General features: G+C 43.5%; 10 protein-coding genes. 5 read left to right on the top strand and 5 right to left on the bottom strand.

Features of this window, described 5'->3' with window-relative positions; genetic code table 11:
• Window positions 1-16: 16 nt before the first annotated feature.
• The 3 genes from G6047_RS14030 to G6047_RS16785 are packed head-to-tail and all read right to left on the bottom strand — an operon-like array spanning window position 17 to window position 1,732.
• Window positions 17-433, bottom strand: a complete 417-nt coding sequence (locus G6047_RS14030) for a DoxX family protein (RefSeq protein ID WP_169528244.1) — start codon at window positions 431-433, stop codon at window positions 17-19.
• Between the two features lie 4 nt (window positions 434-437).
• Window positions 438-1,322, bottom strand: coding sequence for a sensor histidine kinase (locus G6047_RS14035; protein WP_235946554.1), 885 nt, complete (start codon window positions 1,320-1,322; stop codon window positions 438-440).
• Between the two features lie 14 nt (window positions 1,323-1,336).
• The gene (locus tag G6047_RS16785; RefSeq protein ID WP_235946555.1) at window positions 1,337-1,732 is read right to left on the bottom strand and encodes a GAF domain-containing protein; all 396 of its coding nucleotides are present in this window, start codon (window positions 1,730-1,732) and stop codon (window positions 1,337-1,339) included.
• 173 nt (window positions 1,733-1,905) lie between these two features.
• On the opposite strand from G6047_RS16785, the gene G6047_RS14040 reads away from it, so the two are divergent.
• The 5 genes from G6047_RS14040 (at window position 1,906) to G6047_RS14060 (ending at window position 10,440) form a co-directional block, all read left to right on the top strand.
• Window positions 1,906-2,634, top strand: a complete 729-nt coding sequence (locus tag G6047_RS14040; RefSeq protein WP_169528245.1) for an LOG family protein — start codon at window positions 1,906-1,908, stop codon at window positions 2,632-2,634.
• Window positions 2,635-2,841: 207 nt separating this feature from the next.
• Window positions 2,842-5,658 (top strand): gluzincin family metallopeptidase, encoded by a 2,817-nt coding sequence (locus tag G6047_RS14045; RefSeq protein ID WP_235946556.1) that lies wholly within the window; start codon window positions 2,842-2,844, stop codon window positions 5,656-5,658.
• A gap of 518 nt (window positions 5,659-6,176) precedes the next feature.
• Window positions 6,177-8,585 carry an alpha-ketoacid dehydrogenase subunit alpha/beta gene (locus G6047_RS14050; protein ID WP_169528246.1) on the top strand — a complete coding sequence of 803 codons (2,409 nt, stop codon included), beginning with the start codon at window positions 6,177-6,179 and terminating at the stop codon, window positions 8,583-8,585.
• A 99-nt stretch (window positions 8,586-8,684) separates the two neighbouring features.
• A complete protein-coding gene (locus G6047_RS14055; RefSeq protein ID WP_169528247.1) occupies window positions 8,685-9,941 on the top strand; it encodes an NAD(P)/FAD-dependent oxidoreductase in 1,257 nt (418 codons plus the stop codon).
• 10 nt (window positions 9,942-9,951) lie between these two features.
• On the top strand, window positions 9,952-10,440 hold the full coding sequence (locus tag G6047_RS14060; protein WP_169528248.1) for a hypothetical protein: 489 nt from the start codon (window positions 9,952-9,954) through the stop codon (window positions 10,438-10,440).
• Between the two features lie 69 nt (window positions 10,441-10,509).
• On the opposite strand, the gene G6047_RS14065 is transcribed toward G6047_RS14060, so the two are convergent.
• Entirely contained in the window at window positions 10,510-11,346 is an 837-nt protein-coding gene (locus tag G6047_RS14065) for a CvfB family protein (protein WP_169528249.1), read from the bottom strand.
• 380 nt (window positions 11,347-11,726) lie between these two features.
• Entirely contained in the window at window positions 11,727-13,502 is a 1,776-nt protein-coding gene (gene rpsA / locus G6047_RS14070; RefSeq protein WP_169528250.1) for a 30S ribosomal protein S1, read from the bottom strand.
• Window positions 13,503-13,959: the final 457 nt, after the last annotated feature.

The following is a 13,959-nucleotide window of genomic DNA, read 5'->3' on the forward strand; positions in this document are numbered from 1 at the left end:
CAAACGTTATGGTCTTTCATCGCATCTTCCGCCATGATTGCCAAGCGCCTGTGCTCCATAAGGCCCAGGCGACCAGAACGGGCTGGAAAAACAGCCGCATCAATCGCTTCTTATCGGAATCAAGGCCGAATGCATCTGTGTGGTTCAGGTATTGAGCAATGTTTCCGGGAAAAACCAGCACGAAAAAAATGGCGGCAATCCAACCGATTCGGGTACGGTATTTTTTGGCGAAGATAAGCGACAACCCAAACGCAATTTCGACGATTCCGGAAAGGACGACCGTCACATCTTTATCAAGCGGAACCCAATTGGGAACCTGTGCCTGGAATTCATCACGGACAAAGGTAAGGTGCCCGATTCCTGCCCCAAACAACGCCAGGCCAAGAAGAATCCTGAAAACATTTTGGGTCGACGTGGTTTGTCTAATCTCCATATTTCTATTTTTCAGGGATATAAATATCGAAACGTGCGCCATGGTTGTGTTCGCCCCAGGCTTTGATATGCCCATTGTGGTTCTCGACGATTTTTTTGACTATGGCAAGCCCCACACCTGTCCCAATTTGAACCTGACGTGTTCCAAGTCGTTGAAAGAGTTCGAAAATCTTGTCGCTGTATTTGCTGTCGAACCCGATTCCGTTATCTGAAACAGAAATCACATGGTAATTCAAGCTGCTTTCGAGTTTTTCGTTATTGAAATCAGAACTGAAACCAAATTGGTAACTGACAGTAATTTTCGGGACGACATCTATACGCGAAAATTTAAGCGAATTTGACATCAGGTTGTATAATAACTGACGGAACTGGAACGGGATTACATTTAACTGAACATCTTTTGCCAACTCCATGACAGCTTGTTTGGAACTGATTTCATCTGCCAGATCAGAAGTTACGTCGTCAAAAAGCACCTTCAAAGTCGTGCTTTCAAATACGGAAATTGTGGTTGTAGCTCTCGAATAATTGAGCAGATCGCGTATCAATTGGCTCATACGGCCTGAGGCACGTTCGATTTTATTAAGGTACTCCTGCCCTTTTTCACTCAACCTTTCCGCTTCTTTTTCACTTAGCCAGGAAGTAAACGTCTGTATCTTGCGAAGCGGCTCCTGCAAGTCGTGGCTTGAAATATAGGTGAACGCCTGAAGTTCATTGTTCATTTTTTCGAGGACGATATTTTGCTCGGCGATTTCCTGCGTCTGGTCAAGAAGGCTTTGATCCATGCGGATTTTATTGTCGTTCAGGTTCTGATTCGCCTTTCGGATTTCCAGCAAATGCATCACCTGAGTGGCAAGAATCTGAAGACCATGAAGTTGGCTTTCGGAAAGCATTCTTGGTTTTTTGTCTATGACACAGCGCTTCCGAGGCCAAAACCACTTTCCGTAACCAATGGAATTCCCGCATAAAACACAATGCCGAATTCACCGGTTACCAGAGGATTGTCTTTGAAACGATCATGGAGACGCGCATCCGGCACTACAAAAGGTTCATACGGGGTTTCTATGGCATGGGAACAGAATGAATATTCTCGCGGAGTCTGGGAATCATCAAGACCGACTTTCGATTTAAACCACTGCCTGTCGGCATCTACAAAACTGACAAGTGCAACTGGAGTCTGGCAAATGATGGAAGCCAAACGGGTAATGTCGTCATACTCTTTTTCAGTAAGGGAATCAAGGATATTGTAACCGCGAAGTTCGTCCACGCGTTGTTCATCATCCGGAAATTGAGTGAAATCCATTTTAAAAAATAACTACAAGTTAAAAAAAGGTGTGCAAATAATAAAGTGCCCCGCAATTGTTTTTTTTGGATTTTTGGGCTTATTTTAGCCGGCTTTTCCTATTGGAAATCACACGGCCCAGCTGTCGGAAGCCGCCAAATAAATAATAACCAATTTCAATAAACAATAATCCCGTGAGATTAGAAGATTTTGAAAACGAAGACGAGCGCGTAATCCGCGACCGCATGAAGCAAAAAACCTGGAACGAGATCCGGTCCAACGATTCGTGGGCGATTTTTAAGATCATGGCTGAGTTCGTCAACGGATTCGAGACCATGGGTCGAATTGGGCCTTGCGTTTCTATCTTCGGTTCGGCGCGCACAAAGCCAGATCATAAACATTATCTGCTTACCGAGAAAATCGCCTACAGCATATCCAAAGCGGGTTACGGCGTGATTACAGGCGGCGGGCCTGGAATTATGGAGGCTGGGAACAAAGGGGCGCATGCTGGCGGCGGAACATCTGTGGGCCTCAACATAGAATTGCCGTTCGAGCAACATTTCAACCCGTATATCGACAGCGACAAAAACCTCAACTTTGATTACTTTTTTGTACGAAAAGTCATGTTCGTGAAATATTCCCAGGGATTTGTGGTGATGCCCGGCGGATTCGGGACACTCGATGAAATGTTCGAGGCGATTACACTCATACAGACCAAAAAAGTGGCGAAATTCCCTGTAATATTGGTTGATCGCGAATTTTGGAGTGGCTTGTTCGACTGGGTCAAGGCGACTTTGGTTGAAAAATACCAGACGGTTTCTCCCGGTGATCTGGATTTGATCCGAATGGTAGACACGGAAGAAGAAGTGGTTCAGGTGTTGGATAATTTCTATAAGAAATATACACTGAGTCCGAATTTTTAAGTTAACGGTTACAGTTAAGTATAGAATTAATTCTCTTTTTTTCTTTTTTAGATCTTTACTACTGAATTTACCATCTCGGAAACTAAAGAACCTAATTAGACGTATTTAACATAGCTACTCAAAACTGTTAACTGTTAACCGTTATCTGTTAACCACAACATTCACCAAATTCCTTCGTTATATCCTCGCTAAGAAATTGAATTACACTTGAGTTTTACCCGGTACTTTTTATATGCGACGTTGCTCGCATCATTATCTGTCGTATCCCAGCATACCAATCGTATTACTGCGCGGCTTGACAGTGACCGCAAAACAATTTCTGTCGAAGAAAAACTGACGTTCCGAAATGAAACCGGGCAGCCATTAAACGAGATTGTATTCAACGACTGGAACAATGCTTTTTCTACAAAAGATTCTCCTTTGGGCCGAAGATTTTCAGACGAATTCATTAAAAGTTTTCATTTAGCCAAAGAAAAGGAACGCGGTAGCAGCCAGAACCTTAAAATTACTTTTGCCGACGGATCTGAAGCGATATGGAAACGCCCCGAAGGCTCACCCGATTTAATTATCTTACAACTCCCGAATAAACTTTCTCCAGGGCAATCATTGGATGTATCGATTACTTTCGATTCTAAAATCCCATCGGCCAAATTTACCAGATACGGGTATACGGACGACGGAAATTACCAGTTACGGGATTGGCTCATCACTCCTGCCCGATTTGAAAACGGCGATTTTTTGCGTTACAACAACCAGAACCTCGACGACATCTCCAACGGTTTCAGTGATTATGAAATCGACCTCAGTATTCCGGAAAATCTCGATTTGGTCTGTGATCTTGATGTGATAAAAAATAGTCCCGGAACGTATCGCCTGAATGGAAAAAACAGGAATTCTTTTGGGCTGTATATTGGCGACAGAAGCAAATTCAATTTGTTCACCAACGACAACATCAATATCGAGAATGGGATCGACGGACGCAAAGTCACCGACATCCAGAAAGCGCTCATCGTAGATAAAATTTCCAAATTCGTTACGGAACGCATTGGCGATTTACCGCGGGGGAAAATCATGGTTTCGGAAGAAGATTACGCCCGCAATCCAGTGTATGGCCTGAATCAGCTTCCGGGTTTCCTCGCTCCTTTTTCCGATGCTTATTTATACGAACTTAAGTTCCTTAAAACCTATCTGCACAATTTCCTCCAACAGGGATTGAAGCTCGACCAACGCAAGGACAACTGGATTTTTGACGGCTATCAGGTGTATCTCATGATGGAATACATGGAGGAATTTTATCCGCAGGGCAAAATGATGGGTAACATCGCTTCCCTCAAATTGCTCAAAAGCTTCCATCTGGTCAATCTCAACTTCAACGAACAATACGCGTATTATTATATGCTGATGGCACGCCGAAACCTGGATCAGCCTATAGGATTCAGCAAAGACCGGCTTATAAAATTCAACGAACAGATTGCCGGAAAATACCGCGCCGGCCTTTCTTTCAAATACCTCGACGACTATTTGGGGAATGAAACCGTCCCGAAAAGTATCAAAGAATTTTATACACAGGCCAGCGTCAATACGTCTTCAAGAGCTGCTTTTGAAAACAAGCTGACGACCGATTCCGGAAAAAACCTCGATTGGTTCTTCGACACCATCATCGATTCGCGCGACATCATCGATTATACCTTCGAAGATGTGGAAAAAACCACCGACAGTATTTCCGTAAAAGTGAAGAACCGTACCGGAACGACCGTGCCTATTCCGGTTTTTGGCGTCAAAGGTCACAACATTGTCTATAAACAATGGATCGATAATATCGCTACCGATACCATTATAAAATTCCCTCGCAACGGAGCCGAGAAAATCGTCATCAATTACCAGAATGAAGTTCCGGAATTCAACATGAGGAACAACTGGAAATCGCTCAAAAATTTTCCGTCACTGAACCGTCCGCTCAAGTTCAATTTTATGAAAGACCTTGAGGATCCGTTCTATAACCAGGTCATGTATGTGCCTTCGTTTGAATATAATTTATACGACGGAATTGCACTCGGCCTCCGTTTCCATAACAAGACACTGCTTGAAAAACCGTTTACTTTTGATGTAAGCCCGAGTTTCGGCCTCAAATCCAAAACACTTGTCGGTAGCGGAAGTGTTGCTTATAACCAATATTTCCGCAACAGCAGATGGTACAACGCCCGCTATTCGTTAAGTGGTAATTACTTCCATTATGCGCCCGATGCGTTGTATTACAAAATCAATCCAATGCTTATCCTCAGGCGACGAGAAACCGATTTCAGGGAGAACAGAAAAGAGACGCTGTTGATCCGCGATGTCATCGTCCATCGTGAAGCCACGAATTATGTGATTGACGATGCCGACCAGAACGAAAATTACAACGTATTCAATCTGCGTTATTCCAATGCCTATATGGAAGCTATAAAAACCCTGAATTTCCAGGGCGATTTCCAGGTTTCCAAAAATTTCGGGAAGGTTTCAGGTGAAGTCATTTACAGACATCTTTTCCTCAACAACAGGCAATTGAACCTGAGACTATTCGCAGGTGCTTTTCTGTATAACGATACCACGAACGACTTTTTCAGCTTTGCGCTCGACAGGCCTACCGATTACCTTTTCGACTACAATTATTACGGACGCTCTGAAAGTTCCGGACTTTTCAGTCAACAGTTGATTTTATCCGAAGGCGGATTCAAATCGATGCTGCAACCTGCATTCGCCAACCGCTGGATTACTACTGCCAATGCCAGTTTTAACATCTGGAACTGGATCGAGCTTTATGGAGACGCCGGTTTTGTGAAGAACAAAGGCTTCAATCCGAAATTTGTTTATGACAGCGGTGTGCGGCTGAACCTTGTCACCGATTATTTCGAATTGTATTTTCCGGTTTATTCCAACCTGGGTTGGGAAGTCGGCCAACCGAATTATGGTGAAAAAATCCGGTTTATCGTGACGATCGATCCAAAAACACTCATCAGTTTGTTTACGCGCAAGTGGCTTTAGATTTTGGCGCGCCGCTGCATAACACCTTCGCTAAAAACAGTATCTAATAACAAGGCAATCTGTATCTTTTAATCATACGCATTCTGGTGAATTTTGACCTATCAAAACAATTCTTGATTCTAAAGTTATTTTGAACATATTCAAAACTGCCAATTCACATACTGGGCTGAAAATATTTCGACAATTCCGGGAATACTGAAATTTTAACAACTGATACATAAAAAATGTACTTTACTTAATTCCAAATTTTGTAGGGACAGCATTGGCTCCTCCCCAGTGGCAATCTAACTTTTATACCAATGCGTTAGGTACATAAAAACTACCGGAAGTGTTAAGACTTATACTTTTATCTCCCTGCATATGCTTATGTTTCAGGCTTAAATCCAAATCAATACACCTAATAAAAATTTAGGCCGGCAATATCAATTGTCAATTATCCAGTATTTATTGTCAATTATCAATTTCCATTTACGAATTCTCACCAAAAATCAGTTATTTTTGTGCAAAACCGAATTAAAATGACCCAGCCGGAAACCGCTCCCGTTCTCTCATTCGAAGATTTCAAGGCCGAAGTGCTTAACGATTACAAGCTTGCCGTAACCTCACGCGAATGTAGTTTGCTCGGGCGACGCGAAGTACTTACCGGAAAAGCCAAATTCGGGATTTTCGGGGATGGTAAAGAAGTGCCACAAATCGCTATGGCAAAAGCTTTCAGGAATGGTGACTTCCGTTCGGGTTATTACCGCGACCAGACGTTCATGATGGCAATCGGGCAACTTACACCCCAACAGTTCTTTGCCGGGCTTTATGGAAATACAGATTTAGATCAGGAACCCATGAGTGCCGGGCGCCAAATGGGCGGCCATTTCGCCACGCACAGCCTCAATCCGGACGGCAGCTGGAAAAACCTCACCGTCCAGAAAAACTCAAGCTCCGATATTTCCCCGACCGCAGGACAAATGCCGCGTTTACTCGGATTGGCTCAAGCTTCTAAAATCTACAGGAACGTCCAGGATATCAAAGATGCCACGAATTTTTCTATTTACGGAAACGAAATTGCCTGGGGAACAATTGGGAATGCGAGTACATCAGAAGGATTGTTCTTTGAAACCATCAACGCCGCCGGTGTTTTGCAGGTGCCTATGGTCATGAGTGTGTGGGATGATGAATACGGGATTTCGGTACACGCAAAATATCAGACCACTAAGGAAAACATCTCAGAAATACTCAAAGGTTTCCAACGTGACGAAGACAACAAGGGCTTTGAAGTGATCCGCGTGAATGGTTGGGATTATGCCGAACTTATCACTACATATGAAAAAGCGGCAAAAATTGCCCGCGAAGAACACGTTCCGGTACTCATTCACGTAATCCAACTGACACAACCGCAGGGACATTCTACTTCCGGTTCGCATGAGCGCTATAAAAATGCCGAACGACTGCAATGGGAAGCTGAATTCGATTGCAATGTTAAAATGCGCGAATGGATACTGTCATACAATCTGATCCAGAAAGACGCGCTTGATGAAATCGAGGAGGCAATCCGGAAAGAAGTGCTCGAGGCAAAAAAAGCAGCTTGGAAAGCCTATCTCGACCCAATCTTATCTGAACAGAAGGAACTTGTTTCATTTTTGAATGCGACTGCAGCTGCCAGTTCCAATAAAGTATTTGTTGAAAAACTCGCATCGGAACTATCGGAAATAAAGGAACCGATTCGCAAAGACATTCTGGTTACGGCACGCAAAGCCTTGCGACTGCTTATTTCAGAAGAAAACCTGAGAGGCGGATTGGCCAATTGGATCAAATCATATTCAGAAAAAACACAACAGCGTTTCAGTTCAAACCTGCATTCCGATTCCAATTCGAATATCAGTTCAATTACAGAAATAAAGCCTGTTTACAACGACGCATCAGAAGAAACCGACGCCCGCCTGGTGCTTCGGGACAACTTCGACGTATTGCTCACCAAATATCCGAATACCCTGATTTTCGGGGAAGATTCCGGAAACATAGGCGATGTGAACCAAGGTCTTGAAGGCATGCAGGAAAAGTACGGTGAGTTTCGCGTGAGCGATGCCGGAATACGTGAAGCGACAATCCTGGGACAAGGAATCGGGATGGCGATGCGTGGCTTGCGACCGATTGCGGAAATACAATATCTCGATTATCTTTTATATGCGATCCAGATCATGAGTGACGATTTGGCTACGCTACAATACCGAACGAAAGGCCGTCAGAAAGCACCGCTGATTATCCGGACGCGCGGCCACAGGCTTGAAGGAATATGGCATTCGGGATCTCCTATGGGAATGATCATCAATGCGATACGCGGTATCCACGTTCTGGTTCCGAGGAATATGACCAAGGCTGCCGGTTTTTATAATGCTCTGTTGCAATCTGATGAACCTGCATTATTGATCGAATGTCTGAATGGCTATAGGCTTAAAGAAAAAATGCCTTCGAACTTAGGCGAATTCACTACGCCTATCGGGAAAGTGGAGACTATTCGCGAAGGATCTGATATAACCGTCGTTTCTTACGGATCTACCTTACGCATCATTGAACAGGCCGCCAAAGAATTGAGCCAGGCCGGAATTGAATGTGAAATCATCGATGCCCAATCGCTGCTTCCGTTCGATTTGGATCACGACATTGTGAAAAGCGTGGCAAAAACCAATCGTTTGATTGTCATTGATGAAGATGTTCCTGGTGGGGCATCGGCTTACATCTTACAACAAATACTTGAAGAACAGGATGCTTATTCGTATCTGGACAGCAAACCGCAGACATTGGCAGCCAAAGCACACCGGCCCGCTTACGGAACAGACGGCGATTATTTTTCCAAACCTTCGGTAGAAGATGTGTATGAGACGATCTATGGAATGATGCACGAAAGCAATCCTAAAAAATTCCCGCCTTTATTTTAGAATAAAAGCATCAGTGGGAATTGTTATGAATTTTCTTATAATTCAACAAAACCCGACTTAAGTTGAATCGCGAAATTGCCGGTTGTTAAATCGACTGTCATGAAAGCATCACATTGGATTATTGGCCTTTTTGTAGTTTCGGGTGTCATATCTTGTAAAAAATCAGATCAAAACGACCCGAACTCAGCACCTGTTCCGCCATCTGAAGTTCCGGCAACGCCGCCTCCAGCTGTAGATCCTCCAGCTGTTCCTGAGCCACCAAAACCTGGCACTCCGGATCCAAAGGCGAATCGATTGCCACATCCTCCATTGCCACCACATCCTGCAAACCTGCCGCCACCGCCTCCTCCACCGCCACTTACTAAAAAATTACGCCCCACCCGCCCGTGCCTGCACCTCCACGACCGTAAACTCATTATGAATGTCGCTCCAACATATGATGTAATTATTGTGGGTGGAAGCCATGCAGGGCTTTCTGCGGCCATGACCTTAGGCAGATGTTTACGTAACGTATTGATTCTAGATGCAGGCTCGCCTTGCAACTTTGCATCGGAACACGCACATAATCTTTTGGGACATGATGGGGAATCGCCACAGGAAATATTGAATAAATCGCGCGAACAGGTATTAAAATATCCATCGGTAACGTATCAGCATTCAAAAGTGGAAGTGATTTCAGGAACCGATGGTGAATTTGAAGTCATATCTGACCAAGGGATATCGTTTCTGGCTTCGAAAATAATTTTAGCGACCGGAGTTTCCGATATTTTACCGGCGATAAAAGGTATTTCTGAATGCTGGGCAAAAACGGCCATTCATTGCCCGTATTGTCATGGTTATGAAATCAAGGGCCAGAAAATCGGGATACTTTCACACGGACAGGCTGCTTTGGATATGGCGATGCTGATGAAAAACTGGAGTGCGAATTTAACCGTGCTAAGCAATACCAACGAAGATATCGGATTTGACCAGCGAAGGATTTTCCGGGAGAATGAAATTGAACTGATCGAGACAGAAATAGAAGAAGTAGCCCATTCCAACGGCATTATCAATAGCCTATCATTTACAGATGGAACTTCCGTATCGTTCGAAGCGCTTTACATCAGGCCCGGGATAAAACAACCCGGAACTTTGGCACTCGACCTTGGCGTGGAACTGGATCATCACGGATTCATCATCACCGATCACGCCCAAAGGACAGCTATCAAAGGGATTTTTGCTGCCGGAGATTGTTGCAACCCATCGCGTTCCATAGCACTTGCCATCGGACAGGGAAATATGGCCGGCATGTGCCTCAATCACGAATTGATCGTCGAAAAACCCAAAGAAGAATTAATTGACCGAACCCATAGTTAAAATCACGCTCATGAGAACCATATTCCTTTCAGTACTTGTTGTTTTTGTTATGACCGGATGTAAATCCAAAAAATCGGCGGTGGCTGCAAAACCAAAAAATGAAATAGAGACCAATAAGCGTATCCCGATTTCAGAAGCCGATCCAATCCAAAAGCAACGCGCTTATGATTTTGGAACCCGAATCCTAAATGCCTGCAATACTTCGCGTTTCAGGCCATTCACTTCAAATGAAGCCACACCTGCGGTCATCAACAACATATCTGAATCAAAACTGACAAAAACCTGTCTGAAGTTCCGGCTCAAATATGGTGATTTCAAAGATTTGGATCTGCAGGAAATCATTCCAAACAAAAAAGAAGAAACTACCGTTTACCGATACAAAGCCGAATACACCAAGAAAATAGCCAATAAGGAATTACGTGTCGTGATGAATAAAGACAACAAACTCGTCGCCATCAAGTCAACCGATTGGAAGGACAAGTACGAACCTTTGAAGTAAGAAGTTGATTAAAATAAGATAATAACGATGCCACTAATCGTCCTTATTTTAATCGTTAATCATTAATTGTTACTTGTCAATTAAATAGATTCCGTCGTCTTTGATTTCTATCAGCCGCTGTTTGTACAAAGCGCCAATTGATTGCTTGAACGTTTTTTTACTCATCTGAAGCAATTCGCGAATGTCATCGGGCGAACTCGAATCTGTAAGACGTAAAAATCCACGACCCGATTGGAGTTTGTCGAGGATCTTTTGTGAATTCGGTTCTATTTTTTCATATCCGATAGCTTCAAGGCTCACATCGATTTTATGATCCGGACGAATATGTTTGATGAAACCCGTCATTCTGTCACCGGTGCGGATTTTATCGTTAAACACCTGATTCTGGTACAACAAGCCTTTATGTTTTTCATTGATGATCACATTGATGCCCGCATCGGTGATATGGGAAACAATCAAATCCACTTCTTCACCTTCCTTTACCGTAAGTTCCTCGTTGCTCAGGTATTGGTTGGTTTTGCTCGTGGCAACCAATCGTTTGGACTGTTCATCGAGATACATATATACTAAGTAGCGTTTGCCCTGTTCCATCTTTCGCGCTTGTTCGCGGAACGGAACGAACAAATCCTTTTCCATTCCCCAATCGAGGAAAGCCCCGAATTCATTGACGTAGTTGACCCGGAGCAAAGCGAATTCATATAAATAGATATACGGTTCAAGTGTCGTGGCGACTTTTCGGTGTTCGTGGTCGAGATACACAAAAACATCTACTTCCTGCAAAATTTCATATTGCAACGGCACATATTTGTTTGGCAGCAACACTTCTTCCTGACCATCGCCCAGATACAACCCTATGTTAGTTGACCGCAAAATTTTAAGCGTATTGTATTTTCCAATTTTAATCATGGTGCAAAAGTAAGCCAAATGTGGGTTTGGATGACATCTTGAATTCAGATGCAGCGGTAAATCGAGAAAGAATCGAAAGGAAAAGTGTAGGACGCAAACCCGACTTTTATTGGAACTTCACAAAAAAAGATTATGGCCACCAAGAAAAAGTCTACCAAGAAAGATCCATGCTGGAAAGGATACGAACGCATCGGCAACAAATGGAAAAACGGACGCGAAGTCCCGAACTGTGTTCCTAAGAAAAAATAAGGCACTCGACTACAAGGATTCCATTGATAATCGCGTCAAACTTTCAAAATGGAAATTCTTTTGAGCTAGTAAAGTGAAAAATAAAAAAGCCTCACATTTCTGCGAGGCTTTCTATCATTGACAAGAAAAAATTATTTCTTCTCGTTCTTCTCCATTTTGGCTTTCAATCCGGCAAGGATATCGTTATTGTCACCAAGGGTCGGAGCAGAATTACTGCTGTTGTTGCTTGCTGCAGCTTCAGCTTGTGCCTTAACCTGCTTCTCTTCTTCTTCACGGTAAGTTGCCGTGTGGGAAGCTACAACTCTCTTGAATTCCTTGTTGAACTCGATAACTTTGAAGTCGGCCACATCGCCTTTCTTCAATTTCTTACCGTCTTCTTTATCTAAATAACGTGCTGGGACAAAAGCGACAACATCATCACCGAAATCTACGGTAGCTCCTTTGTCGACAATCTCAGCTACAGTTCCGCTGTGGTTTGTTCCAACCGCGAAAGCTGCTTCGTGCTTATCCCAAGGGTTAGCTTGTGTCTGTTTGTGGCCAAGAGAAAGTTTGCGTCCGTCAACATCAAGTTCAAGAACAACAACTTCCAGTTTGTCACCAACATTCACGAATTCAGATGGGTGCTTCACTTTCTTAGTCCAAGACAGGTCAGAAATGTAAACCAATCCGTCGATTCCTTCCTCAAGCTCTACAAATACACCAAAGTTGGTGAAGTTGCGAACGATACCTGTGTGGCGTGAACCTACAGGATATTTAGCAGTGATATCAGTCCATGGGTCTGGAGTCAGTTGCTTGATACCAAGAGACATTTTGCGGTCTTCACGATCCAAAGTCAGGATTTGAGCCTCAACGACATCTCCTACTTTCACGAAATCCTGGGCAGAGCGCAGGTGTGTAGACCAAGACATTTCACTTACGTGGATCAATCCTTCAACACCTTCGGCTACTTCAATGAACGCGCCGTAGTCAGCGATAACCACTACTTTACCTTTCACTTTGTCACCCACTTTAAGGTCGGCACTCAAAGCATCCCAAGGGTGAGCGTTAAGCTGCTTCAGACCCAATTGGATTCTTGTTTTCTCATCATCGAAATCAAGGATAACGACGTTAAGTTTCTGGTCAAGCTCCAATACTTCGCTTGGATGGTTGATACGGCTCCAGGACAAGTCAGTGATGTGGATAAGTCCGTCAACACCTCCAAGATCGATGAATACACCGTAAGAAGTAATGTTTTTAACAACGCCTTCAAGGACTTGTCCTTTTTGCAATTGTCCGATGATTTCTTTTTTCTGAACTTCGATATCAGCTTCGATAAGCGCTTTGTGCGAAACGACAACGTTCTTGAACTCATGGTTGATTTTCACCACTTTGAATTCCATAGTCTTGTTCACATAGATATCATAGTCACGGATAGGCTTCACGTCAATCTGTGAACCCGGAAGGAACGCCTCGATTCCGAAAACGTCCACGATCATACCGCCTTTCGTACGGCATTTCACAAATCCGTTTACGATTTCGCCCGTGTCATGAGCGTTGATAACGCGATCCCATGATTTGATTGTTCTTGCTTTTCTGTGAGAAAGTACCAATTGTCCTGTCTTATCCTCGCGAACGTCGATCAAGACTTCTACTTTGTCACCAACTTTCAGGTTCGGGTTGTAACGGAATTCGTTCAGTGAAATAACACCTTCAGATTTCGCGTTGATGTCCACGATTACGTCGCGGTCAGTCATTCTAACGACAGTTCCGTCAACTACTTCTTCCTGATCTGTTGCGATGAAGGTTTTTGAAACCAGGTCCTCGAACTCTTTCAGGTTCTTGGCGTCTACCGCGTCGATACCTTCTTCGTAGTTGTTCCAGTTAAAATTGGTCAAAAAATCTTCTTGTGTTTTCAATAATTCAGACATGCTGATTTGTAAAATTTGTATCCTGTTTCCCCCGGGAATCGTAAACAGATGAAAAACAGAAGCTTGTTTTTATTTTTACAGATTGACCTTTTTGCATTCCCGTGTCCGTCAAAAAGGTGCGCAAAAGTACAACAAAGTTTTCAATTAACAATGATCAATTAAAAATTAACAATGTCTTTACGCTCAGATTATTCACTTCGATTCTATGTGTGCAAACCCGAAAACCATAAGGGTTTAGCCCAGTTGCGTAATTTTTAATTATTCATTGTTATTGTTAATCGTTAATTATTAATTGAAGCTGTTCCCGCTGCCCGCTATTAGCTGCCTCGTTCCGTCCGGTTTTCACAGCCTGTAAAAGTAGCTTCCGTTGGTCGCTCTTTTACAGGCGTAAAAACAAGGCCGCAACATAGGCAGGCTAACCACTCGCATCGGGGCTAGAACCAATTCACTGAATTTA

The sequence above is a fragment of the Flavobacterium silvaticum genome, from assembly GCF_012911565.1.
GTDB lineage: Bacteria > Bacteroidota > Bacteroidia > Flavobacteriales > Flavobacteriaceae > Flavobacterium > Flavobacterium silvaticum.

Bases quoted from the DNA above. Each gene is read 5' to 3' on its own strand.
- G6047_RS14035 (WP_235946554.1), bottom strand. From the start codon at position 1,322: ATGCTTTCCGAAAGCCAACTTCATGGTCTTCAGATTCTTGCCACTCAG.
- rpsA (WP_169528250.1), bottom strand. From the start codon at position 13,502: ATGTCTGAATTATTGAAAACACAAGAAGATTTTTTGACCAATTTTAAC.
- G6047_RS16785 (WP_235946555.1), bottom strand. From the start codon at position 1,732: ATGGATTTCACTCAATTTCCGGATGATGAACAACGCGTGGACGAACTT.
- G6047_RS14060 (WP_169528248.1), top strand. From the start codon at position 9,952: ATGAGAACCATATTCCTTTCAGTACTTGTTGTTTTTGTTATGACCGGA.
- G6047_RS14055 (WP_169528247.1), top strand. From the start codon at position 8,685: ATGAAAGCATCACATTGGATTATTGGCCTTTTTGTAGTTTCGGGTGTC.
- G6047_RS14065 (WP_169528249.1), bottom strand. From the start codon at position 11,346: ATGATTAAAATTGGAAAATACAATACGCTTAAAATTTTGCGGTCAACT.
- G6047_RS14050 (WP_169528246.1), top strand. From the start codon at position 6,177: ATGACCCAGCCGGAAACCGCTCCCGTTCTCTCATTCGAAGATTTCAAG.
- G6047_RS14030 (WP_169528244.1), bottom strand. From the start codon at position 433: ATGGAGATTAGACAAACCACGTCGACCCAAAATGTTTTCAGGATTCTT.